The 23,011-nt window shown below is 74.4% G+C and carries 25 protein-coding genes; 14 read left to right on the top strand and 11 right to left on the bottom strand.

The genetic code is table 11. The annotated features are described in order from the left end of the window. The first annotated feature begins 66 nt into the window (after window positions 1–66). From ACQFYA_RS16200 to ACQFYA_RS16175, 6 genes are all read left to right on the top strand, one after another. A complete protein-coding gene (locus tag ACQFYA_RS16200; RefSeq protein WP_499125854.1) occupies window positions 67–1,317 on the top strand; it encodes an AI-2E family transporter in 1,251 nt (416 codons plus the stop codon). Further along, window positions 1,318–2,541: a threonine ammonia-lyase gene (gene ilvA / locus ACQFYA_RS16195; RefSeq protein ID WP_499125852.1), complete on the top strand. Its 1,224-nt coding sequence runs from the start codon at window positions 1,318–1,320 to the stop codon at window positions 2,539–2,541. A 253-nt stretch (window positions 2,542–2,794) separates the two neighbouring features. Further along, the gene (locus ACQFYA_RS16190; RefSeq protein WP_499125851.1) at window positions 2,795–2,965 is read left to right on the top strand and encodes a hypothetical protein; all 171 of its coding nucleotides are present in this window, start codon (window positions 2,795–2,797) and stop codon (window positions 2,963–2,965) included. Next, complete coding sequence (locus ACQFYA_RS16185; RefSeq protein WP_499125850.1) at window positions 2,965–3,333, top strand: YciI family protein; 369 nt, start codon at window positions 2,965–2,967, stop codon at window positions 3,331–3,333. Before ACQFYA_RS16190 ends, ACQFYA_RS16185 begins: the two co-directional genes overlap by 1 nt. Beyond that, the gene (locus tag ACQFYA_RS16180; RefSeq protein WP_499125848.1) at window positions 3,333–3,677 is read left to right on the top strand and encodes a YciI family protein; all 345 of its coding nucleotides are present in this window, start codon (window positions 3,333–3,335) and stop codon (window positions 3,675–3,677) included. Before ACQFYA_RS16185 ends, ACQFYA_RS16180 begins: the two co-directional genes overlap by 1 nt. Then, window positions 3,674–5,041: an RNA polymerase sigma factor gene (locus tag ACQFYA_RS16175; RefSeq protein ID WP_499125846.1), complete on the top strand. Its 1,368-nt coding sequence runs from the start codon at window positions 3,674–3,676 to the stop codon at window positions 5,039–5,041. The genes ACQFYA_RS16180 and ACQFYA_RS16175 overlap by 4 nt, the downstream gene beginning before the upstream one ends. Here ACQFYA_RS16175 and ACQFYA_RS16170 read toward each other — a convergent pair. The 5 genes from ACQFYA_RS16170 to ACQFYA_RS16150 all read right to left on the bottom strand — a co-directional run bounded on the left by ACQFYA_RS16170 (window position 5,013) and on the right by ACQFYA_RS16150 (window position 8,976). Beyond that, a complete protein-coding gene (locus tag ACQFYA_RS16170; protein WP_499125844.1) occupies window positions 5,013–5,417 on the bottom strand; it encodes an ectoine synthase in 405 nt (134 codons plus the stop codon). The two genes, ACQFYA_RS16175 and ACQFYA_RS16170, sit on opposite strands and share 29 nt — an antisense overlap. Window positions 5,418–5,462: 45 nt before the next feature. Continuing rightward, window positions 5,463–6,761, bottom strand: coding sequence for a diaminobutyrate--2-oxoglutarate transaminase (gene ectB / locus ACQFYA_RS16165; RefSeq protein ID WP_499125842.1), 1,299 nt, complete (start codon window positions 6,759–6,761; stop codon window positions 5,463–5,465). A gap of 127 nt (window positions 6,762–6,888) precedes the next feature. Next, window positions 6,889–7,515, bottom strand: coding sequence for a diaminobutyrate acetyltransferase (gene ectA / locus ACQFYA_RS16160; protein ID WP_499125840.1), 627 nt, complete (start codon window positions 7,513–7,515; stop codon window positions 6,889–6,891). Window positions 7,516–7,858: 343 nt separating this feature from the next. Continuing rightward, a complete protein-coding gene (greA, locus tag ACQFYA_RS16155) occupies window positions 7,859–8,341 on the bottom strand; it encodes a transcription elongation factor GreA (RefSeq protein WP_499125838.1) in 483 nt (160 codons plus the stop codon). 215 nt (window positions 8,342–8,556) lie between these two features. Continuing rightward, window positions 8,557–8,976, bottom strand: coding sequence for a DUF4307 domain-containing protein (locus ACQFYA_RS16150; protein ID WP_499125837.1), 420 nt, complete (start codon window positions 8,974–8,976; stop codon window positions 8,557–8,559). Window positions 8,977–9,083: 107 nt separating this feature from the next. Here ACQFYA_RS16150 and mca point away from each other — a divergent pair, with 107 nt between their 5' ends. The 3 genes from mca to ACQFYA_RS16135 are packed head-to-tail and all read left to right on the top strand — an operon-like array spanning window position 9,084 to window position 11,286. Next, window positions 9,084–9,959: a mycothiol conjugate amidase Mca gene (gene mca, locus ACQFYA_RS16145; protein WP_499125835.1), complete on the top strand. Its 876-nt coding sequence runs from the start codon at window positions 9,084–9,086 to the stop codon at window positions 9,957–9,959. Beyond that, on the top strand, window positions 9,956–10,330 hold the full coding sequence (locus tag ACQFYA_RS16140; RefSeq protein WP_499125833.1) for a hypothetical protein: 375 nt from the start codon (window positions 9,956–9,958) through the stop codon (window positions 10,328–10,330). The genes mca and ACQFYA_RS16140 overlap by 4 nt, the downstream gene beginning before the upstream one ends. Continuing rightward, window positions 10,327–11,286 (top strand): carbon-nitrogen hydrolase family protein, encoded by a 960-nt coding sequence (locus ACQFYA_RS16135; protein WP_499125831.1) that lies wholly within the window; start codon window positions 10,327–10,329, stop codon window positions 11,284–11,286. The genes ACQFYA_RS16140 and ACQFYA_RS16135 overlap by 4 nt, the downstream gene beginning before the upstream one ends. Window positions 11,287–11,451: 165 nt before the next feature. Here the strand turns inward: ACQFYA_RS16135 and trhA are convergent, their stop codons facing one another. Beyond that, complete coding sequence (trhA, locus tag ACQFYA_RS16130) at window positions 11,452–12,129, bottom strand: PAQR family membrane homeostasis protein TrhA (protein WP_499127573.1); 678 nt, start codon at window positions 12,127–12,129, stop codon at window positions 11,452–11,454. Window positions 12,130–12,496: 367 nt separating this feature from the next. On the opposite strand from trhA, the gene ACQFYA_RS16125 reads away from it, so the two are divergent. From ACQFYA_RS16125 to hemQ, 4 genes are all read left to right on the top strand, one after another. After that, window positions 12,497–13,258: an isoprenyl transferase gene (locus ACQFYA_RS16125; protein ID WP_499125829.1), complete on the top strand. Its 762-nt coding sequence runs from the start codon at window positions 12,497–12,499 to the stop codon at window positions 13,256–13,258. Between the two features lie 56 nt (window positions 13,259–13,314). Beyond that, a complete protein-coding gene (locus ACQFYA_RS16120; RefSeq protein ID WP_499125827.1) occupies window positions 13,315–13,833 on the top strand; it encodes a MarR family winged helix-turn-helix transcriptional regulator in 519 nt (172 codons plus the stop codon). A gap of 93 nt (window positions 13,834–13,926) precedes the next feature. Continuing rightward, window positions 13,927–15,072 (top strand): ferrochelatase, encoded by a 1,146-nt coding sequence (locus ACQFYA_RS16115; RefSeq protein WP_499125825.1) that lies wholly within the window; start codon window positions 13,927–13,929, stop codon window positions 15,070–15,072. Window positions 15,073–15,091: 19 nt separating this feature from the next. After that, window positions 15,092–15,856, top strand: coding sequence for a hydrogen peroxide-dependent heme synthase (gene hemQ, locus ACQFYA_RS16110; RefSeq protein ID WP_499125823.1), 765 nt, complete (start codon window positions 15,092–15,094; stop codon window positions 15,854–15,856). A 92-nt stretch (window positions 15,857–15,948) separates the two neighbouring features. Here hemQ and ACQFYA_RS16105 read toward each other — a convergent pair whose 3' ends face one another. The 4 genes from ACQFYA_RS16105 to ACQFYA_RS16090 all read right to left on the bottom strand — a co-directional run bounded on the left by ACQFYA_RS16105 (window position 15,949) and on the right by ACQFYA_RS16090 (window position 20,590). Beyond that, window positions 15,949–16,806: a putative protein N(5)-glutamine methyltransferase gene (locus tag ACQFYA_RS16105; protein ID WP_499125822.1), complete on the bottom strand. Its 858-nt coding sequence runs from the start codon at window positions 16,804–16,806 to the stop codon at window positions 15,949–15,951. Continuing rightward, window positions 16,803–18,326 (bottom strand): M48 family metallopeptidase, encoded by a 1,524-nt coding sequence (locus ACQFYA_RS16100; protein WP_499125820.1) that lies wholly within the window; start codon window positions 18,324–18,326, stop codon window positions 16,803–16,805. Before ACQFYA_RS16100 ends, ACQFYA_RS16105 begins: the two co-directional genes overlap by 4 nt. Window positions 18,327–18,455: 129 nt before the next feature. Continuing rightward, complete coding sequence (locus ACQFYA_RS16095) at window positions 18,456–19,787, bottom strand: Glu/Leu/Phe/Val family dehydrogenase (protein WP_499125818.1); 1,332 nt, start codon at window positions 19,785–19,787, stop codon at window positions 18,456–18,458. Between the two features lie 209 nt (window positions 19,788–19,996). Next, window positions 19,997–20,590, bottom strand: a complete 594-nt coding sequence (locus ACQFYA_RS16090) for a biotin transporter BioY (RefSeq protein ID WP_499125817.1) — start codon at window positions 20,588–20,590, stop codon at window positions 19,997–19,999. Window positions 20,591–20,797: 207 nt separating this feature from the next. On the opposite strand from ACQFYA_RS16090, the gene ACQFYA_RS16085 reads away from it, so the two are divergent. After that, a complete protein-coding gene (locus ACQFYA_RS16085) occupies window positions 20,798–22,093 on the top strand; it encodes an Nramp family divalent metal transporter (protein WP_499125815.1) in 1,296 nt (431 codons plus the stop codon). A 58-nt stretch (window positions 22,094–22,151) separates the two neighbouring features. On the opposite strand, the gene ACQFYA_RS16080 is transcribed toward ACQFYA_RS16085, so the two are convergent. Beyond that, window positions 22,152–22,973 (bottom strand): helix-turn-helix domain-containing protein, encoded by an 822-nt coding sequence (locus ACQFYA_RS16080; RefSeq protein ID WP_499125813.1) that lies wholly within the window; start codon window positions 22,971–22,973, stop codon window positions 22,152–22,154. Window positions 22,974–23,011 lie beyond the last annotated feature (38 nt).

Genomic DNA, 23,011 nt, shown 5'->3' with positions numbered 1-23,011 from the left:
GGACGTCGGGGCGCCGCCGCGCGTGGCCCTCGCGCGGCAGGTCCCCGCGCCGCCTAGGGTTTCTCCGTGAGCTCGGAACGCACTTCTCCCTCCGGCGCGGACGCCGTGCCGATGAGCGTCCGCGCGGCGGCCTCCTGGTCGTGGCGCGTGCTGCTGATCGCGGCCGCCGTCGCCGGCTTCCTGTGGCTGCTGGCGGCCCTGAAGACGATCGTCGTGCCGGTCGCGATCGCGCTGCTGGTGACGATCCTGCTCGCGCCCGTGCGCCGGGCCCTCCAGCGGTGGCACCTCAGCAAGGGCCTGGCGACGGCCGTGTCGATCGTCGGGCTGATCGTGCTGGTGGGCGGCCTGGTGACGCTGGCCGGCACGTCCATCGTCAGCGGCTTCCAGGACCTGGCCGACCAGGCGGTCGCCGGCTTCAAGCAGTTCACGACGTGGCTCGGCGAGGGCCCGCTGCAGCTCGACTCGAAGCAGCTGTCCGACTACGGGCAGCAGCTGCAGAGCTCGATCGTCGAGAGCTCGGGCCTGGTCTCCGGCGCGCTCGGCGCCGCGACCACGGTCGGGCACGTCCTCGTCGGCGCGCTGATCGCCCTGTTCTGCACGATCTTCTTCCTGCTCGACGGGCGCACCATCTGGACGTGGCTGGTCAACCTGCTGCCGGTGCGGGCGCGCGAGTCCGTGCACCAGGCGGGGCGTCGCGGACTGGTCACCCTGTCCGCGTACGTGCGCACGCAGATCCTCGTGGCGTTCGTCGACGCCGTCGGCATCGGCGTCGGCTCGGCGTTCTTCGTCCCGGCGCTCGCCCTGCCGATCGGCATCCTCGTCTTCATCGGCTCGTTCGTGCCGATCATCGGTGCGATCGTCACCGGCGCCATCGCCACGGCCGTCGTGCTGGTGGCCAACGGCTGGATCGCCGCGCTCATCATGCTCGGCATCGTGCTGCTGGTGCAGCAGGCCGAGAGCCACATCCTGCAGCCCTTCCTCATGGGGCACGCGGTGTCGCTGCACCCTGTGGCCGTGGTGCTCGTGGTGGCGGCCGGCAGCCTCGCCGCCGGCATCGTCGGCGCCCTGTTCGCGGTGCCGCTGGCGGCTGTGCTCAACACCGTGCTGCTCTACCTGCACGGGCACGACAAGTTCCCCGAGCTCGGCACCGACGACCACGTGCCGCTGTTGCGCCGACGGCCCCAGCTGCCCGGTACCCTGCTCTGGTCGGGACGGACGTCGTCGCAGGAGACGGCGACGACGGGCGGCACCTCGGACGGCAGCACGACCGACGCCCCTGCCCCGCCCGACACGGGCCCGGCAGGAGAGAACAGGTAAGTGGCAGCACACCCCCCGATCGACCGCGTCACCCTCGACGACGTCCGCGCCGCCGCGCAGGCGCTCGACGGCGTCGTCACCCGCACCCCGGTGCAGGCGTTCCGCGCGATGACCGAGGCCGCGGGCGCGCCCGTCGTCCTCAAGTGCGAGAACCTGCAGCGCGCCGGGTCGTTCAAGATCCGCGGCGCGTACACGCGCCTGAGCCGGATGCCGGACGAGGAGAAGGCGCGCGGGGTGGTCGCGGCCAGCGCCGGCAACCACGCGCAGGGCGTCGCCCTCGCGGCCCAGATGCTCGGCATCGAGGCCGTCGTCTACATGCCCGTGGACGCGTCCGTGCCGAAGCTCGCCGCCACGCGCGGCTACGGGGCCGAGGTGCGGCAGGTCGGCGCGAGCGTGGACGAGGCGCTCGTCGCGGCCCGCGCCGAGGCCGCCCGCTCCGGGCGCACGCTCATCCACCCGTTCGACCACCTGGACGTCGTGACCGGGCAGGGCACCGTCGCCCTCGAGATCCTCGAGCAGGTGCCCGACGTCGGCACGGTCGTCGTGCCGCTCGGCGGCGGCGGGCTGGTGGCGGGCATCGCGACCGTGCTCGCGGAGGCCGCCCCGCACGTGAAGGTGGTGGGCGTGCAGGCCGAGACGGCCGCCGCCTACCCGGCATCGCTCGCCGCGGGGCGCCCGACGGCGGGCACCCTCGGGGCGACGATGGCGGACGGCATCGCCATCGGCACCCCCGGCGACGTGCCGTTCGAGGTGCTGGCGCGCCTCGGCGTCGAGGTGCGCACCGTCTCCGAGGAGGAGATGTCCCGGGCCCTGCTGCTCGTGGCCGAGCGCGCCAAGCTCATCGTGGAGCCGTCCGGCGCCGCCGGGGTGGCGGCCGTGCTGGCCGCCGACCCGGGCTCGCTGCCGGGCACGATCGTGCCCGTCCTCACCGGCGGCAACATCGACCCGCTGCTCCTGCTGCGCGTGGTGCAGCACGGGCTCGTCGCCGCGGGGCGCTACCTGCAGCTGCGCCTGTGCATCGACGACCGGCCGGGGTCGCTCGCCACGCTGCTCGACACCATCGCGGGGACCGGCGCCAACATCGCCCAGGTGGAGCACACCCGCACGGACACCGCGCTCACCGTGTCGCAGGTGCTCGTCAACGTGCAGCTCGAGACCAAGGGCCACGAGCACTGCGCCGCCGTCGTCGAGAAGCTGCGCGGCGCGGGCTACGCGATCGCCTGACCGCGGTCCGGCGCGGCGTGCCCCACCTCGACCGTCGTGGCGTCGGTGGTGACGAGCAGGCGCTGCGCCTCCGCCACCCGGCACCGGCGTCGCCGCCCGCGGACACGTCCCGGTGCCAGGCGGCGAACAGGGCGTCGCGAGCACCGGCATCAAACAGTCCGGACCAGGTCTCGCCGAGGTGTCGATCCGGCCGGTCGCCGTTCGTCGTCCTGATGACACGGCCGCACGGGCCGTGCGCGACGAGAGGCACACGATGCGATTCCTGGACAGGATTCTCGAGGCGGGCCGCACGCAGCGGCTCGACGCCACCACCCGGTACCGTGACGGTCGCAGCGTCGGGGACGGCATCGAGGCCGTCGACGTGGCGTTCTACGGGCCGATGGTGTTCCGCCGGCCCGTCACGATGTGGACCGAGGAGGCCTGATGCGCTACCTGATGCTGGTGCTGAGCACGCCGGACGACCCGGAGCTGCGACCGGAGGACGCGGAGGGCGCGCCCCCGATCGAGCAGTGGGTCGAGCGCTACTACGGCAGCGGCACGGCCGTGCTGGGTGACCGACTGCGGCCCCCGGAGGACGCGGTCGGCGTGCGGGTGCGCGGCGGGAGCGTCGTCGTCACGGACGGCCCGTTCTCGGAGGCGAAGGAGGCGATCGGCGGGTTCGACGTCATCGAGGCGCCGGACCTCGACACCGCGATCACGATCGCGTCGGAGCACCCCATGGCGCACGGCGGCGCGATCGAGCTCCGGCCGGTGTGGCCGCTGAACCTCGACGGGCAGCAGGGGGGCGAGTGATGCGGTACCTGTTCCTGGTGCGCGAGCCCGACGTGCCCGACCGCGGCCCGACCCCCGACATCGAGGAGTGGGTGCGCCGGCACGACGCGGACGGGTCGAGGGTGCTCGGCGAGCGCCTGCGCCCGGCCGCCGACGTCCGGCACGTCCGGGTGCAGGGCGGGGAGACCGTCGTGACCGACGGGCCGTTCGCCGAGACGAAGGAGGTCATCGGCGGGTTCGACGTCGTCGAGGCGCCCGACCTCGAGACGGCGCTCGCGATCGCCGCCGAGCACCCCGGGTCGTGGGGCGGCGGGACGGTCGAGGTGCACCCGTTCTGGCCCACCGGGACCGGCCTGCCCGCGTGACGGCGCCCGGGGCGCCCGCCGCCGTCGAGGACGCGTTCCGCTCCGAGTGGGGGCGCGTCCTCGGCGCGGTCGCGCGCAGCACGGGCGATCTCGACCTGGCGGAGGAGTCCGCGCAGGAGGCGTTCGCGACGGCGCTGCGCACGTGGGCGCGCGACGGCGTGCCCGAGCGACCGGGTGCCTGGCTGACGACGGCGGCGCGACGGCACGCGATCGACGTGCTGCGCCGGCGCCGGACCGAGGGGGAGAAGGCCACCGCCGCCGCGCGGCTCGCCGCACGGGTGGACGCCGGGCCCCGCGCCCACGGGCCCGGGGCGGACCCGGTGCCCGACGAGGTGGCGACGGGGCTGGACGGCGACGGGTGGGAGCTCGACGACCCCGACGGCGACCTGCTGCGCCTGGTGTACACCTGCTGCCACCCGGCCATCCCGCTCGACGGCCGGGTCGCCCTTACGCTGCGCTCGCTCACGGGCATGACGACCCCCCAGGTGGCCCGGGCGTTCCTGGTGCCGGAGGCGACGATGGCGCAGCGCCTGGTCCGCGCGAAGGCGCGCATCCGCGCCACGGGGATCGCGTTCCGGGTGCCGCCGGAGGCGCTGCTGCCGGAGCGCACCGCCGCCGTGCTGGCCGTCCTGTACGTGCTCTTCACCGAGGGGTACGACGCGTACGCCGAGCCGGCCGGCGACGTGGCCGGCGCGGCCGAGCGGCGCGCCCTGGCCGACGACGCGGTGCGGCTCGCCCGGCTGGTGGTCCGGCTGCTGCCGGACGAGCCGGAGGCGGGCGGGCTGCTCGCCCTCGTGCTGCTGCAGCACGCCCGCCGGGACGCCCGGCACGGCCCCGACGGGGCGTCGGCCACGCTCGCGGAGCAGGACCGCCGCCGCTGGCGGGCGGACGAGATCGCCGAGGGCCTGAGCGTGCTGGACGGGGCGCTGGCCGCGCGCCGCCCGGGGGCGTACCAGGTGCAGGCGGCGATCGCGGCGCTGCACGCGGGGGCGGCCCGGGTCGAGGACACCGACTGGGTCGAGGTGCTGGGGCTGTACGACGTGCTGGCGGCGATGACGCCCTCGCCCGTCGTCGCGCTGAACCGCGCGGTCGCGCTCGCGGAGGTGGCGGGCCCGGCGGCGGCCCTCGAGGCGGTCGACGCCCTCGCCGACGCCCCCGCGCTGGCGCGCTACCACCTGCTCCCGGCCGTGCGCGCGGACCTGCTGGTCCGCCTCGGCCGCGACGCCGAGGCCGCGGACGCACTGCGGCGGTCCCTCTCCCTGGTGGACAGGGAGGGGGACCGCCGCCTGCTGGAGCGCCGGCTGGTGGCGCTCGGGGTTCCGGGTGGTGCGGCGGTCAGACCGCCGCGGCCTCCGGCTCGGTGACGAGCGGGTAGACGCCGTTCTCGTCGTGCACCTCGCGGCCGGTGACCGGCGGGTTGAAGACGCAGACGCACGTGATCTCGGTGCGCGGGCGCACCTTGTGCTTGTCGTGGTCGTTCAGCAGGTACAGCGAGCCGGGCCGGAGCTGGTGCACCTCGCCGGTGGCCAGGTCCTCGATCTCGCCCTCGCCGGACGTGATGAAGACGGCCTCGATGTGGTTGGCGTACCAGAAGAAGCTCTCGGTGCCGGCGTAGAGCGTGGTCTCGTGCACCGAGAAGCCGACGCCCTCCTTGGCGAGGACGATGCGCTTCGAGCGCCAGTTCTCGCTCTTGATGTCGGCGTCGGTGTCGGTGACCTCGTCGAGGGTGCGGACGAGCATAGGGGTACCTCCGGGATGTCGGGTGCGGTGGGTGGGGGGCGGGACTCAGCCCAGGACGGCGGCGACGGACTCGCTGATGATCTTCAGCCCGCGCTGCAGCTCGTCGTAGGTGATGGTCAGGGGCGGCAGCAGCTTCACGACCTCGCCCTCGGGGCCGGACGTCTCCATGAGGAGCCCACGGGAGAACGCCTCGTCGCAGATCCGGCCGGCGGTCTCGCCGTCGGGGGTCTGCAGGCCGCGCGCCAGGCCGCGGCCCTTGGCGACCAGCACGTCGTCGCCGTAGCGGGCGACGAGGGAGTTGAAGTGCGCCTCGACGAGCGCGCCCTTGTCGATCGTGGTGCGCTCCAGCTCGTCGTCCGACCAGTAGGTGCGGAGCGCCTCGGTCGCCGTCGCGAACGCGGGCGCGAAGCCGCGGAACGTGCCGTTGTGCTCGCCCGGCTCCCAGATGTCCAGCTCGGGGCGCACCAGGGTGAGCGCCATCGGCAGGCCGTAGCCGGAGATCGACTTCGACAGGCAGATGATGTCCGGCACGATCCCGGCCTCCTCGAACGAGAAGAACCCGCCGGTGCGGCCGCAGCCCATCTGGATGTCGTCGACGATCAGCAGGATGCCGTGCCGCTTGCACAGGTCCGCCAGGCCGCGCAGCCACTCGGCGCGCGCGGCGTTGATGCCGCCCTCGCCCTGCACCGTCTCGACGATCACCGCGGCCGGCTCGTTGAGGCCGCTGCCGCCGTCCTCGAGCAGCCGCTCGAGGTACATGAAGTCGTCGACGTCGCCGTTGAAGTAGTCGTCGTACGGCATCGGGGTGGCGTGCACCAGGGGGATGCCCGCGCCGCCGCGCTTCATCGAGTTGCCCGTGACGGACAGCGCGCCGAGCGTCATGCCGTGGAAGGCGTTGGTGAAGTTGATGACCGACTCGCGGCCCGTCACCTTGCGCGCCAGCTTCAGCGCCGCCTCGACCGCGTTGGCACCGCCGGGCCCGGGGAACACCACCTTGTGGTCCAGGCCGCGGGGGCGCAGGATCACGTCGCTGAAGGTCTCGAGGAACTCGCGGCGCGCCGCGGTGAACATGTCGAGGGTGTGCACCATGCGGTCGTCGGTCAGGTAGTCCAGCAGCACCTGCTTCAGCCGCGGGTTGTTGTGCCCGTAGTTGAGGGTGCCGGCGCCGGCGAAGAAGTCGAGGTACTCGGTGCCGTCCTCGGCGTACACCGTCGTGCCGACGGCCCGGTCGAACACGACGGGCCAGGAGCGCGAGTAGCTGCGGACCTCCGACTCGAGGGCCGTGAAGCCCGGCGGGTCGCCGGCGGCGGACGCCTCGGTGGTGGGGACGGTCGGGGTTGTCACGGAGGACACTCCTTGAGGTGGTGCGCGCCGGTGCGGTGTTGTGGGGAGCGGGGCTGCGTCGTCACCTGCGCGCTGAACCGGCGCAGCCCGGGGTCTGGTCTCCGGCCGTGAGGGCCTGGACCGTGGGTCAACGGGTGGGGCTGAACCCCTCGATCACCAGCAGCGGCTCGGCCTCGTGGCCGTCCGGGAAGTGCGTCGCCTCGTAGCCGGTGGTCTCGCGCAGCGTCGCGCCGCGCTCGGCGGCCCAGCGCGCGAAGACGCGCCGTGAGGACGCGTTGTCGGTGGTCACGGTGGTGTGCACCCGGGTGACGGGCGGTCCGCCGTCCGACGCCGCGCCGTCGACCACGGCGTCCAGCAGGCGGCCGGCGACGCGCTGCCCGCGGGCCCGCGGGTCCACGGCGACCTGCCACACGAAGAGCGTGGCCGGGTCGGCGGGCAGCCGGTACGCGGAGAGGAAGCCCACCGGGCCGGCGTCGTGCGTGCCGTCGTCGAGGTAGGCCAGCCGGCAGGTCGCGGAGAAGTGGTCCGCGAGCAGCAGGTACGCGTAGGAGGAGTTGAGGTCGAGCGAGCCCGAGTCACGGGCCAGCCGCCACATCGCCGCGCCGTCCGCCGTGGTCGGCGGCCGGAGCGTCAGGCCCGCGAGCGGGCCCGCAGGGCGGGGCGACGCCCCGGGCCCCGGCGTGCTGCCGGGCGCGGCGTCGGTCGAGCTGTCGTCGGTCGGGTGGTTGGTCGTTGCGGCGTCCGTCGTGTCCATACCGCCGTCGACCATAGACGCATCGAGGGGAAAATTCACCTCCGTCATGACCTTTCCTCGACCGAGGGGGCTGTCGGGAGGGGCGTTGATCGTTGGCAGACCAGCGAAAGGTTGCCACGGCCATGGACGGATCATCGACGGTTCTGCGGAGGGTCATTCGTCTCGGCAGGTGAGATTTCCGGGCATCGACGGGCATCGACGGGCATCGACGGGCATCGACGGGCATCGACGGGCATCGACGGGCATCGACGGGCCTCGCCGGGCGCGGAGACGGCTGTGGGCGTGCCCGTCAGCACGGGCACGCCCACGGCATGCGTCTGGTCCGGGCGAGCCCGGAGCGAGGTCAGCCCGCGAAGGGCGTGGCCTTCGTGATCTCGACGGGGATCTCGCGGCCGTTCGGCGCGGTGTAGGCCACCTTCTCGCCGATGCGGTGCCCGTCGATCGCGGCGCCCAGCGGCGACGTCGGCGAGTACACGTCGAGGTCCGTGGTGCCGCCGATCTCGCGGGAGCCGAGCAGGAACGTCATCTCGTCCCCGGCGACCAGCGCGGTGACGACCATGCCGGCCTCCACGACGCCGTCGTCCGCGGGCGTGCCGATCTGGACGTGGCGCAGCTTCTCGGTGAGCTCGCGGATGCGGGCCTCGTTCTTCGCCTGCTCCTCACGGGCGGCGTGGTAACCGCCGTTCTCCTTGAGGTCGCCCTCGTCGCGGGCGGCGGCGATGCGCTCGGCGATCTCGGTGCGGGCGGGGCCGGAGAGGTTCTCCAGCTCGGCCTGCAGCCGGTCGTGAGCCTCCTGGGTGAGCCAGGTGACGGTGCTCTCGGTCACGAGGGCTCTCCTTTCGTGGTGCTCGTTGGCCTGATTCGGCCGTGCACGGGCGACCGACGAGCGTCGGCACGCGCGTCGGCTGGGCAGGACTGGCGTGTGAATCCCTCAGGATAGCCCGGCGGCGGGGCAGAACCCAGGTCTCTGCCCTGGGCGAACAGGATGAAAGCGCGGCGAACGGGGATGAAGAGCCCCGCGGGGAAGCGCCGGGGGAGGTGTCAGGAGCCGTCGGTGACGTCGCAGGACTCGATGACCGCGGTCGTCGCCTCCTCGGACGTGCGCAGCGTCACGGTGTACGTGGAGGTCTGCGTCTCGCTGGGGCCGACCGGCACGTCCAGCGTGCCCACCTGGGCGTAGCTCGGGGCGAGCGCCTCCACCTCGCAGACCGCCGTCGTGCCGGGCGGCATGTGCACCTGGAAGGTGACGTCCACCTGCTCGGCGTCGCGCACGTCAAAGCTCACCACGTCGACGTCCACCGGGTCACGGCGGTTCTGCTCGACCGAGAACCACGCCGCCAGGCCGACCGCGGCGGCGAGGGCCGCGCCGATCGCCACCTTGCCGCCCGTCCCGAGGCCGCGGCGCTCGGGGCGCGTGCCGTACCGGTCGGCGGGGGGAGTGGGGCTGACGGGCTCGCTCATGGTGCACCATTGTCCCTGAACCCTGCTGCCGACCCGTCACCCCGGGAGGGACCTTGTCCTCCGCCTCCTCCGCGCCGCCTTCGGGGCGGCCTGAGCCCCTGCGTCTGATGGCCGTGCACGCGCACCCCGACGACGAGTCCAGCAAGGGGGCCGCCACCACCGCGCGGTACGCCGCCGAGGGCGTGGAGGTGCTCGTCGTGACGTGCACGGGCGGCGAGCGGGGCGACGTGCTCAACCCCAGCTTCGAGGTCCCGGCCGGCCACGAGTTCGAGACGGTCGAGGGCCGGCGGGCCGTGCGGCGCCTGGAGATGGCGGCCGCGGCCGAGGCGCTCGGCGTGCGGCAGACGTGGCTCGGCTTCGTCGACTCGGGGCTGCCGGAGGGCGACCCGCTGCCGCCGCTGCCGGAGGGCGCCTTCGCCCTCCTGCCGCTCGAGGAGGCGGCGGCGCCCCTGGTGGAGCTCGTGCGCGAGTTCCGGCCGCACGTCGTGACGACCTACGACCCGTCGGGCGGCTACCCGCACCCCGACCACATCAAGTGCCACGAGGTCGCGTTCGAGGCGTACCACGCCGCCGGCGACGCCTCCCGGTACGTCGTCGAGGGCGGCGCGGAGCCCTGGGAGCCGCTGAAGCTCTACTACAACCACGGCTTCTCGATGGACCGCATGCGTGCCGTGCACGAGGCGATGCAGGGCGCCGGCCTGGAGTCGCCGTTCGGCGACTGGATCGAGTCGCGCACGGCCCGTGAGATCCCCGAGCGGCAGGCGACCACCAGCGTGCCGGTCGCCGACTTCTTCGGGCAGCGCGACGCCGCGCTCGTGGCGCACGCCTCGCAGATCGACCCCGCCGGCTTCTTCTTCGCCGTGCCGCGCGACATCGAGGCCGACGTCTGGCCCACCGAGGAGTACGAGCTCGCGGACTCGCGCGTGCCGACCTCGTTGCCGGAGGACGACCTGTTCGCGGGCGTGCGGGGGGAGGACCGATGAACGCCGTTTGGACGATGCTGCCGGCGCTCGCCGCGGCCCCGAGCCCGAGCCCCAGCCCCACGCAGGGCCCGACCGAGCTGGAGGTCACGCCGGGCCTCGCGGGCTTCGTCGCGACGTTCGCGGTGGCGCTGGCGTGCGTGCTGCTGTTCCTGTCGCTCACGAGGCACCTGCGCCGGGCGCGGGCCAACGCCGAGGAGCAGGGCATCCCCGTGGAGGAGCCCAAGCGCGTCGGCGTCCGCCGGGCGGACGACGGCGGCGAGACCGACGGGCCCGACGGCGGCACGAGGAGCGGCGGCGACCAGGACGCCGGCCCGGACGACGGGTCGCCCGACGGCGCCGGACCGGACGAGGACGGCCAGGGGCGTCGATGAGCACGGTGCGCGTGACGGTCGGGCAGCTCGCGATCACCGCCGACCACGACGCGAACCGGGAGGCGGTCGCCGAGGCGTTCCTCGCGGCCGGGCGGGTCGGGGCCGACCTGCTGGTGCTGCCCGAGTACGCGTCCGGGTACGACCCGCACGGCGTCGGCGTGGAGCACGCCGAGCCGCTCGACGGGCCGTTCGTCACCGCCCTGCGCCAGCACGCCGCGCGGTACCGCATCGCCGTGGTGGCGGGCACGACGCTGCCCGCGGGCGGCGCCCCCAGCGGCCAGGTCCCGGCGGTCAGCGGCGCGTTCCCTGCGGTGAGCGGCGCGTTCCCGGCCGTCACGGGGTCCTTCCCCGCCGTCACGGGCTCCGTCCCCGCGATCACGGGGACGACGCCCGAGGCCGGCTCGACGTCGCCGGACGACGTGCCGCAGCGGGCGTACAACACCGTCGTCGCCGTCGACGCCACGGGCTCGCTCGTCGGCGCGTACCGCAAGGTGCACCTCTACGACGCGTTCGGTACCCGCGAGTCCGACCGGCTCGAGCCGGGGCCGCCCGGCGTCCCCCCGCTCGTGATCCGGATGGGCGACCTCACGTTCGGGGTCGTGACCTGCTACGACCTGCGCTTCCCGGAGTCGGCCCGCCGCCTCGTGGACGCGGGCGCGGACGTCATCGTCGTGCCGGCGGCCTGGATGGACGGGCCGCTCAAGGCCGACCACTGGCGCACGCTGCTGCGCGCGCGGGCGATCGAGAACACGGCGGTCGTGATCGGCGTCGGGATGGCGGGCCCGGGCCTCGTGGGCCGGTCGCTGCTGGCCGGGCCGGACGGCGTCGTGGGCCTCGAGCTCGACGAGACGCCGCAGGTGCGCACGGTCGACCTCGACCCGGAGCCCCTGGCGCAGGTGCGCCGGCAGAACCCGTCGCTGGCCAACCGCCGCTACCTGGTGGTGCCCGCGGGCTGACCTCGTCGGTCGAGCCTGCTCGTCGGTCGAGCGTGATCTCGTCGGTCGAGCGTGATCTCGTCGGTCGAGCCTGCTCGTCGGTCGAGCCTGATCTCGTCGGTCGAGCCTGTCGAGACCACGCACCGGGTCTCGACGGGCTCGACCAGCGGGGGTCTCGACCAGCGGCTACAGGGCCGCCAGGTAGATCGCCACGGTGTGGCACGCGAAGCCGACGACGGTGAGCGCGTGGAAGATCTCGTGGAACCCGAACCACCGCGGCGACGGGTCGGGGAACTTGGTGCCGTACACGACGGCGCCGAGGATGTAGGCGACGCCGCCCGCGGCGACCAGCCAGGCGACGGCGGCGCCGCCCGCGGCGGCGAACTGCGGGATGTAGCCCACGGCCACGCAGCCGAGCGCCACGTACACCGGCACGTACACCCAGCGCGGCGCGCCCATCCACAGCACGCGGGCGACGAGGCCCAGCAGCGCGCCGCTCCAGACGACCGCGAGCAGCACCGTGGCCGTGTCGCGCGGCAGGAGCATCACGGCCAGCGGCGTGTAGGTGCCCGCGATGATGAGGAAGATGTTCGCGTGGTCCAGGCGGCGCAGCACCGCCGCCGTGCGAGGCGACCACGTGCCGCGGTGGTAGACGGCACTGGTGCCGAACAGCAGGACGGCGGTGACACCGAAGACGCTGCACGCGATCTTGTCCGCCGGGGTGTCGGCCAGCACGACCAGCACGATCGCCGCGGCGAGGGCCAGCGGGGTGGTGACCGCGTGGATCCAGCCGCGCAGGTGGGGCTTGAGCCGCGCCGCCTGCGTGGCGGCGGCCTCGGAGACGGTCTGCACCGCGTCGCTCACGGCGCCCCGCGCCCCGCTGACGGCATCCTTCGCACCGTCGACGACCTCCTTGACGTCGGAGACGTCGTGGTGGTCGCGGGCGCGGCCGTTCGGCCGGGCGGCTGCTGCCACGGGTGCTCTCCTCGCTCGAGACCTCACCTACGGTTCCGTAGGTTACGTCAGCGTAGGGGACGTGGAGCGGGCGGGTCGACCACGCGCCGTGAAGATCGTGCGCAGGGGTTGGGGCGCGTCCTGCACGGTGCCGCAGGGGCGGGACCTGCGGCTCCGCCGGAGCGGTACCGTTGTCCCGCTCTCCGTCCGTCCCGCCCGCCGGGTGCCAGCGCCGTCGCGCGCCGGCGCGGCGTGGCCCGATCCTCCGAGGTCTCGCGTGCGCATGCCCCACCTGCTCTACGGCCTGTACGAGCGGCGCCTCGCCGCCTCGCTGCCGACGGCGCAGTCGCCCCGGCACGTGGGCGTCATCCTCGACGGGAACCGCCGCTGGGCCCGCTCGTTCGGGGAGACCGCGGCCACGGGGCACCGGCGCGGCGCGGACAAGATCGCGGAGTTCCTGGGCTGGGCGGAGGAGCTCGGCGTCGAGGTCGTCACCCTCTGGATGCTGTCCACCGACAACCTCGCGCGCCCCGCGTCCGAGCTCGCCGACCTGCTCGACATCATCCGCGACGCCGTCCAGGACCTCGCGGAGTCGGGGCGCTGGCGGCTGCGCGTCGTGGGCCGCCTCGACCTGCTGCCGGGCGAGCTCGCGGACGCCGTGCGCTCCGCCGCCGAGGCCACGAAGGACGTCCAGGGCCTGCAGGTGAACGTCGCCGTCGGCTACGGCGGCCGGCACGAGATCGCCGACGCCGTCCGGTCCTACCTCAAGCAGGAGTCCGCCACCGGGGCGTCGCTCGAGGAGCTGGCCGAGCGGATCGACGTCGACGACATCGCCGCCCACCTGTACACCAAGGGGCAGCCGGACCCGGAGCTCGTCATCCGCACGTCGGGCGAGCTGCGCGTGGGCGGCTTCCTCATGTGGCAGAGCGCGCACTCCGAGCTGTACTTCTGCGAGGCCTACTGGCCCGACTTCCGCCGCGTGGACTTCCTGCGCGCGCTGCGCGACTTCTCCCGCCGGGAGCGCCGGCTCGGCCGCTGACCCACCCGGCGACCGCCGGGCGCGCGCCCGTCGGTGGCCTGCGGCACACTGCCACGGTGACCCCGCCCGAGCCGACGACGACGTCCGGACCCTCGCCCGAGCCCCGGCCCACCGCGGACGTCCGCCTCGCCGCCGACGCGTGGGAGTCCCTGTTCCGCGCGCAGGTCGCCCTGATGCGCCGCTTCCAGGCCGACGACATCTGGCGCGACCTCACGATGCGCGAGTACGACGTGCTGTTCACCTTGTCGCGCGCGGAGGGCGGCGAGCTGCGGCTGCGCGACCTCAACGAGGGCATGCTGCTGGCGCAGTCGTCCCTGTCGCGGATGGTCGAGCGGCTGGAGGGGCGGGGGCTCGTGGAGCGGACCGTGCCCGCGGACGACGCCCGCGGCACGCTGGTGCGCCTCACCGCGGAGGGCGCGCGGCGGCAGCGCGAGACCGGCCTCGCCCACGTCCGCACGATCGCCGCGTACGTGGGCCCGGCCCTGGAGCCCGCCGAGCTGGAGGAGCTGACGGGCCTGTTGGACCGGCTGCGCGCCGCCCAGGGACGGATCCCGGACCGCCCGTCGTCGCCGTGACCGACTGAGATGACAAGGCGTGCCATCAACGTCACGTCGCCGCACGGGCGTTCTCGGCGGGCCGGGCCGCGCCCTGGTGGGAGGATGGCGGTCATGTCGCTGACCCCCCAGTCGGCCGATGCCGGCCCTTACGACGCCCTGCTCCTGTACTCCTTCGGTGGTCCGAACCAGCCGGAGGACGTGGTGCCGTTCCTCCGCAACGTGACCGCCGGCAAGGGCATCCCCGACGAGCGGCTCGAGGAGGTCGGCGAGCACTACTACGGCTTCGGCGGCAAGAGCCCCATCAACGAGCAGAACCTCGCGCTGAAGGCGGCGCTCGAGGCCGAGCTCGCCGACCGCGGGCTCGACCTGCCGGTCGTGTGGGGCAACCGGAACTGGGAGCCGTACACCACCGACGCGGTCGACGAGCTGGAGCGCCTGGGCGCGAAGCGTGCCGTCGCGCTCGTGACCTCGGCGTACTCGTCGTACTCCGGCTGCCGCCAGTACCGCGAGGACCTCGCGGTGACGCTGGAGAAGCGCGGCCAGCTCGGCGCGGAGGGCTCCACCACCGTGCAGTTCGACAAGATCCGCTCCTACTTCAACCACCCCGGCTTCGTGGCGGCCAACGCCGAGGCCGTGCTCGAGGCGTACGACGCGCTCGAGGCCAAGGGCGGCGACCCCGCCGCGGCGAAGCTGGTCTTCGTCACCCACTCCATCCCCACGACGATGGAGGAGGCGTCGCGCGTCTCGCACGCCACGTACTCCGCGCAGCACCTCGACGTCGCGGCCGTCATCGCGGCCGTGGTCTCCGAGGTGCGCGGGCACGCCGTCGGGTGGGAGCTGGCGTACTGCTCGCGCTCCGGCCCGCCGTCGCAGCCGTGGCTGGAGCCCGACGTCAACGACCTGCTCACCGAGCGGGCGGGCGAGGGGCTGAAGGACGTCGTCATGTCGCCGATCGGCTTCGTCTCCGACCACATGGAGGTGGCCTACGACCTCGACACCGAGGCCATGGCCACCGCCACCGAGCTGGGCATGACGGCGGTGCGGGCCGGCACGGTCGGCACGCGGCCCGTGTTCGTGTCCGGCCTGGTCGACCTGGTCCTGGAGCGCGCGGCCCTCGCGCGCGGCGAGGACGCCGCCGAGGAGACGGTCGGCGCCCTGCCCCCGTTCCGCTCGGTGTGCGCGGCCGACTGCTGCCTGCGCCGCGACGGCGAGCCGAGCGGCGTCCCGGCCCTCTGCAGCGTCGACCTGCACTCCTGACCCGGACCGAGAGGACGTCATGACCGACACGCACACCCACGGCGACACCGGCGAGAGCGTCGACGCCGCCGCGATCAACGAGACCGTCCGGTACGCGATGATCGCCGTCTTCTCGCTGGCCGAGCCGCTGCCGGCGGGCGACGCCGAGCGCGCCGCCGTCGCCGCGGAGGCCGAGGCCGCGCTGTGGGACGGCCAGCCCGACGCCGCCCGCGACGCGGCCCGCGCCGACGGCGACGTCGTCGTGCGCGGCGTGTACGACGTCGCCGGCCTGCGCGCCGACGCCGACCTCATGGTGTGGGTGCACGGCCCGTCCGTCGAGTCCGTGCAGGGCGCCTACCAGCGGCTGCGCGCGTCGCGGCTCGGGTCGGCCCTGGCGCCGAAGTGGTCGGTCGTCGCGCTGCACCGTGCCGCCGAGTTCAACAAGGGCCATGTGCCCGCCTTCCTCGCCGGCGAGCGCCCCCGCGACTACCTCTCCGTGTACCCCTTCGTGCGCTCCTACGAGTGGTACCTGCTGCCCGACGACGAGCGCCGCACCATGCTGCGCGACCACGGCATCGCCGCGGCCGGCTACAAGGACGTGCGCGCCAACACGATGAGCACGTTCGCGCTGAGCGACTACGAGTGGCTGCTGGCGTTCGAGGCCGACGAGCTGCACCGCATCGTCGACCTCATGCGCGACCTGCGCGCCACCGAGGCTCGGCGCCACGTGCGCGAGGAGGTGCCGTTCTTCACCGGCCCGCGTGTCGCGCTGGCCGACTGGGCGGACAAGCAGCCGCGCGCCTGACCCGCGAGATAGAGAAGCTCCTCGCCGAGATAGAGAGGGGTCGGGCCGAAGATCTTCGGCCCGACCCCTCTCTATCTCGGCGAGGAGCTTCTCTATCTCGCGGTACCGAGGACCACCGTGCCGCCGGTGGCGTCGTCGGCGTCCGGGTCCGCGTCGGTGACGACGGCCGGGCGCAGGCCGTGCGCCTCGACCAGCGCCGTCGCCCCGGCGACCTGGTCGGTGCCGACCTCGAAGAGCAGCGAGCCGCCCGGCGCCAGCCAGCCGGGCGCGGCGGCGACCACGCGGCGCAGCACGTCGAGCCCGTCGGCGCCGCCGTCCAGGGCGACGGCGGGCTCGTGCTCGCGGGCCTCGGGCGGCATCGTCGCGATCGCGCAGGTGGGCACGTAGGGCGCGTTGCACAGCAGCAGGTCCACGCGGCCGCGCAGGATGCCGGGGACGGCGCCCAGCAGGTCGCCCTCGTGCACGGCGGCGCCGAGCGGCTCCAGGTTGTGCCGCGCGTGCACGACGGCGGCGGGCTCGACGTCGCTCGCGTGCAGCACGGGCGCCGCCCCGGCGGCCCGCAGGCCGAGCAGCACGGACCCGCCGACCGCGCCGCACCCGCAGCACAGGTCGAGGACCGTCGACGGGGCCGGCAGCGCGAGGGCGGCCGCCACCATCAGCTCGGTGCGCCGGCGCGGCACGAACACGCCCGGCCCCACCGACCAGCGTCGGCCGCCGAACGCGACCCAGCCCAGCAGGTGCTCCAGCGGCTCGCCGGCCACGCGACGCGCGACGAGCTCCTCGAGCGTGCCCGTGTCATCTCCGCGTGTCCGGTCGGGCGCGGCGTCGAGCAGGAGGGCGGCCTCTTCCTCGGCGAACACGCAGCCGGCGGCCCGTAGTCGGGCGACCACGGCGGCGGTGACGTCGTCGCCGGGAGCGTGGCTGCCCTCGACCGGCGGGGGTCCGGTCATCGGCCCGCCGTCGCGGCGGCGGGCAGGTCGGCCGCGGACAGCTCGACGCCCGCGGCGACGAGCCCGGCGCGGGCGTCGGCGACGGTGGCCGGCTCGGTGGCGAGCGCCACGAGCCGGTCGAGCTCGACGGGCTGCCCCGCGGCGTCGCCGGCGACGACCGCGGCGGGCCCGCTCCACGACCCGCGCCAGGCGCCGACGCCCGACCGCACCGCGGACTCGTGGACCCCGAGGCCCAGGAGGTGGGCGAGCGCGTCGCCCAGGGCGCCCGGCTCGTCGACAGGCAGCTCGGGCATCACGGCGCGGACCAGCTCCGTCGCCCGGCCGCCCTCCACCAGGTCGAGCAGGGTGCCGAGCCCCGCCGCGGGCTCTCCGCTCAGGCCACCCGCGGCCGCGTACACCGCCTCTGCGTTCCCGCGCGTGGCCGCGGTCATGAACGCCGGGACGAGGCGGTCCCACTCGAGCCGTTCCCGGCCCTCGAACGCGACCACGTGGCCGGCCAGGGCGGCCGCCGCCTCGTCGAACCCGGGGACCAGGACGGACGCCGGGCGGTCGTCGACGTGCGTCGAGCCGTCGTCGGGCACCCGGTCCATGGCGGCGAGGCGCTGGGCGATCGGCGGGTGCGAGTCCCACCGCGAACGCTCGCCGGGTGCGTCCTCGCCCCGCAGGCGCGCCAGCTCCTCCGAGCGGGCGCCGAGGAGGAGGCCGAAGCCGCCGAAGAACCCGCCGGGCGTGGTGGCGTACCCCGACGACCAGGCCGGGCCGAGATAGCGCTCCTGGTAGAACGACCAGGCGGCGTCGATGACGGGCAGCTCGCGCAGCGCGCCCTGCGCCGCTGCCCGCCCGGCGACCTGGACGGACAGCCGGTCGGCCTCGAGCTCCTGGGCGCGGCTCACCGCCGCGGACGCCGCCAGGTACGCCTTCGCGTACTGCCGCAGCAGCCAGCCCACGATGTTGCCCTCGAGCCGCGTGACGGTCTCGCCGACCACGACCCGGCCGCGGTACGCGATCGGCGTGAGGCGGGTGTGCGCGTTCGAGTAGTGGCCGATCTCGTGGCCGAGCACGGAGCGCAGCTGGCCGACGGTGAGGCCCTGTACCAGCGGCACCCCGAGGACGAGGCGGCGCGGACCCCCGACGAGCCCCAGGAGACGTGACTCCTCGCTCACGGCGGCGTTGACCACGGGCACGAGCACGATGGTGTCCGGCGCTCGCGTGCCCGCGACGTCGGCGAGCTCGCGCACGACGGCCCACAGCTCGGGAGCGGCCTCGGGGGTGACGGCGACGTCGTCCGCGGCGCCGGCCCTGCCGGCCGCTCGCTCCGAGCGCGCGACCCGCACCAGGGCCATGACGATGCCCACGGCCACGATGATCGTGAGGATGCCGAACTTGAGCGCCGCCGCGCCCGAGCTGTGTTGCGCGGCCAGGACCGTGACCACGCCACAGCCGACCAGGAGCGCGAGCGCGAGCACGTAGAAGCCGACGAGCATGAGGACGGAGAGAAGGGCGCGGAACGCCGTGGGCATCGGGTCTCCCGAGAGGTCGGTGCGGGCAGCGTCGTCCGCGTGTCGAGCACGGACGATATCGACCGCAGGCCACCGGGCACCAGAGGGCCCGGCCCCGGGTTCGGGGCCGGGCCGACGCAGGTCAGCGGGTCAGGGGTACAGCCCCCGGATCCGGTGCGCCTCGGCCGTGCGCTGGACGCCGATGACGAGGGCGGCGTCGCGCAGCGACAGGCCCTCCCGCGAGGCGAGCGCGGACACGTCGCCGAACGCGGACGTCATGCGGTGCTCGAGCTTGTCGGCGATCTCCTGCTCCGACCACCAGTACGTCTGGTTGGCCTGCACCCACTCGAAGTAGGAGACGACGACGCCGCCTGCGTTCGCGAGCACGTCCGGCACGACGGTCACGCCGTTCCGCGCGAGGACGCGGTCGCCCTCGGTGGTCGTGGGGCCGTTCGCGCCCTCGACCACCCAGCGGGCCCGCACGCCCGCGGCGCTGACGCCGTCGAGCACGCCCTCCACGGCGGCGGGCACGAGGACGTCGACCTCGAGGGCGAGCAGCTCGTCGTTGGTCAGCGGGTCGCCGCCGTCGAACCCGACGACGGAGCCGGTGGCGCCGACGTGCGAGAACAGCCGGTCCATCGCGAGGCCCGCGTCGTTGCGGACCCCGCCGTACTGGTCGCTCACGGCGACGACGGTGGCGCCGCGGGCGGCGAAGATCGCGGCGGCGTGCGAGCCCACCTTGCCGAAGCCCTGCACGGCGACGGTCACGTCCGACAGCGGCACCCGGGCCTCCCCGAGCGCCGCCGCCGTGACGTGCACGATGCCGGCGCTGGTGGCCGTGCCGCGCCCGCGGGAGCCGCCCACGGCCAGCGGCTTGCCGGTCACGACGGCGGGGATCGTGTACCCGCGGTTCACGGAGTAGGTGTCCATGACCCACGCCATGGTCTGCTCGTCGGTGCCCATGTCGGGCGCCATGACGTCGGTGTCCGGGCCGATCATCGGCATGATCTCCGACGTGTACCGCCGGGTGACGCGCTCCAACTCGGCCGTCGAGTAGTCGCGCGGGTCGATGGCGATGCCGCCCTTGGCGCCGCCGTAGGGCAGGTCGACGATGCCGCACTTCCAGGTCATCCACATGGCCAGCGCCCGCACCTCGTCGATGTCGACGCCGGGGGCGTAGCGCAGGCCGCCCTTGCCTGGGCCGCGGGAGATGTTGTGCTGCACGCGGAAGCCGTGGAACAGGACGGTCTCGCCGTTGTCGCGGCCGAGCGGCACGGCCACGTGGATCTCGCGGCGCGGGGTGGCGAGCATCTCGTGCTGGCCCTCGTCGTAGCCGAGGACGGCCACGGCGCCGGCGAGCTGGCTGTGCGCGGTGGCGAGCGGGGAGCCGGCGCGGGGGCGGGGCCGGCCGGGGCGGCCGGGGTGTCGGGCAGGGGTGTCGAGGTCATCGACGTCGTCGTCGTCACGGGTCCTCCAGGACACGGTGCCGGAGACCCCGGGTGAGGGGCCGGCAGGGTGGCGCGGCCCGGGATGGTGGGCCTCGGCGCCCACGGTAGCCCCTCGCGCGGCGTCCTCGGCGGGCGAAACCCGCGGGTGGCAGAGCCGTGTCCGAGCGTTGACCGGGACATGGTCGTCGGTCGAGCATGTCGAGACCACGGGAGGGCCTCGACAGGCTCGACCGGCGGGCGGCGTCAGCGCACGAACCGCCACGCGGTCGGCAGCAGGGCGGCGGCCAGCGCGGCCTTGAGGGCGTCGCCGGGCAGGAAGACGACGGCGCCGGAGAGCAGCGCCGCGCCCACGGGCATCCCGGTGCTGGCGGCGAGCCACGGCACGCCGACCGCGTACACGGCGAGGGTGCCCAGGGCGTAGGTCCCGACGGTGGAGAGCACGCGGCGGTCGGCGCCGCGGCGCGCGAGCGCACCGACCACGACGCCCGCCAGGAGGAAGCCGACGAGGTAGCCGCCCGACGCGCCGGCGACGGACTCCCAGCCCGCCGTCGCGCCCGCGAAGACCGGCAGACCGGCGACGCCGGCGGTGAGGTAGACCGCCTGGGCGGCGACGCCGCGCCACGGCCCGAGCGCCGCGGCCCCCAGGAGCACGGCGAACGTCTGGCCCGTGAGCGGCACCGGCAGCCCGGGCACAGGGATCACGACCTGGGCGGCCAGCGCGGTGAGGGCGGCCACCGCGACGACGAGCACGACGTCGCGGGCGAGGGCCCCGGGGAGCAGGTCCGCGAGGACGCGGCGCGGGCGGGCGGGGGCGAGGGGGAGTGCGGCAGCGGTCATGCCGACGACGCTAGGGGCACCGGCGGGCGCGGGTCTGACCGTTCTGCGCCCAGACCGGGGGCCGGGCGTTTGTGCAGGGCGCACCCATGGGGCGCGGACACCGGTGAGCCGCGCCCGGGGCTTTGTGGGAATCGTGCACGCCGATCCGCGACACGCCGGGCACGTCTCCGCGGGGGAGGGCGGCGGACGTCGATAGCCTCCGGCACCATGGCCGACAAGGACGTCACCCCCGCCCTCGATCACGAGCTCGTCGACGACCGCGGTGCGGAACGACCACGCTGGCGCATCGTCGGCCCGGGGCTCGTCGTCGCCGCCACCGGCATCGGCGCGGGCGACCTGGTCGCCACGCTGGTGGCGGGCAGCCGGTTCGGCTACACGCTGCTGTGGGCCGCGGTGATCGGCGTCGTCATCAAGATCGTGCTGGTGGAGGGCGCCGGGCGGTGGTCGCTGTCCACCGGCCGCACGATCTTCGACGGCTGGAAGTCGCTCGGGGCGTGGGCGAGCGTCTACTTCGGCGTCTACATCGTGGTGTGGGGCTTCAGCTACGGGGCCGCGGCCATGTCCAGCTCGGCGCTGCCGCTCGTCGCGCTGTTCCCGCAGGTGGACCTCGTCTGGTTCGCGATCGGCACGGGCCTGATCGGCGCCGCGATCGTGTGGCTCGGCCGGTACAAGATGTTCGAGATCGTCATCGCGGTGCTCGTGGGCGTCATGTTCGTGACGATCGTGGGGTCGGCGATCCTCACGGTGCCGAACCTGGGCGAGATCGTCCGCGGCCTCGTGCCGCGCATCCCCGAGGGCTCGATCCTCTACACCCTCAGCCTCGCCGGCGGCGTCGGCGGCACCATCACCCTGGCGGCGTACGGGTACTGGCTCAAGGAGAAGGGCTGGCACACGCCGCGGTGGATGAAGGTCATGCGGATCGACAACGCCATGGCCTACGTGATCTCCGGCGTGTTCGTCATCTCGATGCTCGTCGTGGGCGCGGAGCTGCTGTACTCGTCGGGCATCACCGTCGCGGACGGCGAGGGCGGCCTCGTCGACCTCGCCGACGTGCTCGCCGAGCGGTACGGCTCCTTCATGGCGCCGCTGTTCCTCGTGGGCTTCTGGGCGTCGTCGTTCTCGTCGGTGCTCGGGGTGTGGAACGGCGTCTCGCTGATGTTCGCCGACTTCGTCGCCACGGCCCGCGGCCTGGCCGAGGACGACACGCGGCGCAAGGCCGGCGGCAGCTACTACAAGGCGTACATCCTGTGGCTCACCTTCCCACCCATGCTGCTGCTCCTGCTCGACAAGCCGATCGCCCTCGTCGTGGCGTACGGGGCGCTCGGCTCCCTGTTCATGCCGTTCCTGGCGATCACCCTGCTGATCCTCATGAACTCCTCGCGCGTGCCCGAGCGGTGGCGCAACCGGCCGCTGACCAACGTCGTCCTCGTGCTGGTGGCCGCGATGTTCGTGGTGCTGGGCGTGCAGCAGCTCGTCGAGGCGCTCGCACCGGTCTTCGGCTGACCGTCGGTCGAGCCTGTCGAGACCACGTCCTGGGTCTCGACAGGCTCGACCACCGGGCTCAGCCGGCGGCCCGCGCCCGGCGGCGGAACGACGACGGCGTCTCGCCGGTGAGCCGCGCGAACGTGCGCGTGAACGACGGCTGGTCGTAGAAGCCGGCCGCTGCCGCGACCTCCGCGAGAGGCGTCGTGGTGGACGTGAGCAGGTGCGCTGCGCGGTCCACCCGGGTGCGCAGCACGAGCTGGCGGGGCGAGAGCCCGAACACCTTGCGCACCCGCCGGTCCAGCACGGCGGGGGTGCTGCCCGCCATCGCGGCCAGGTCGGCCACGGACAGCGGGTCGCCGGGGGAGGCGTCGAGGTGCCGCTCGACGGCGGCCACGAGGCGGGCCATCGCGTCCATCGTGGCGTCGTCGGCGTCGCCCGAGCGCAGGTCCTGCGACACGGACACCAGCCCGACCACGCGGCCCGCGTCGTCGCGCACCGGCAGCTTCGCGGTGAGGAACCAGCCCGGGGTGCCCCCCACGCGGCGGATGAGCTCCAGCTCGTTGCTCAGCGGACGGCCGGTGCGCAGCACTTCCGCGTCCTGGGCCTCGTAGCGCTCGGCCAGCTCGGGCACGAAGAGGTCGACGGCGCGCCGGCCCAGCACCTGGCGACGGGAGCGCTCGTTGGTGCGGCGCACGAACACCTGGTTGACGGCCAGATACCGGCCGTCGGCGTCCTTGGCGCAGAACATGACGTCCGACAGCTCGTCCATCAGGGCCACCATCACGGGCGACAGCGCGGCCATGAGGGCGGCGGTGCCGGGCACGTCCACGGGCGCCTGCGCGGGGTCGCCGGAGGTGTCGCCCGGTGTGCCGGTGGTGTTGTCGGAATCTGCGCCCATCGCGCGCCCGATCGTACAAGACGGCACCCGGCGGGAGG

This window comes from Promicromonospora sp. Marseille-Q5078 (assembly GCF_050315395.1).
Lineage (GTDB): Bacteria > Actinomycetota > Actinomycetes > Actinomycetales > Cellulomonadaceae > Isoptericola.
This window is presented reverse-complemented; position numbering and strand designations above follow the sequence as displayed.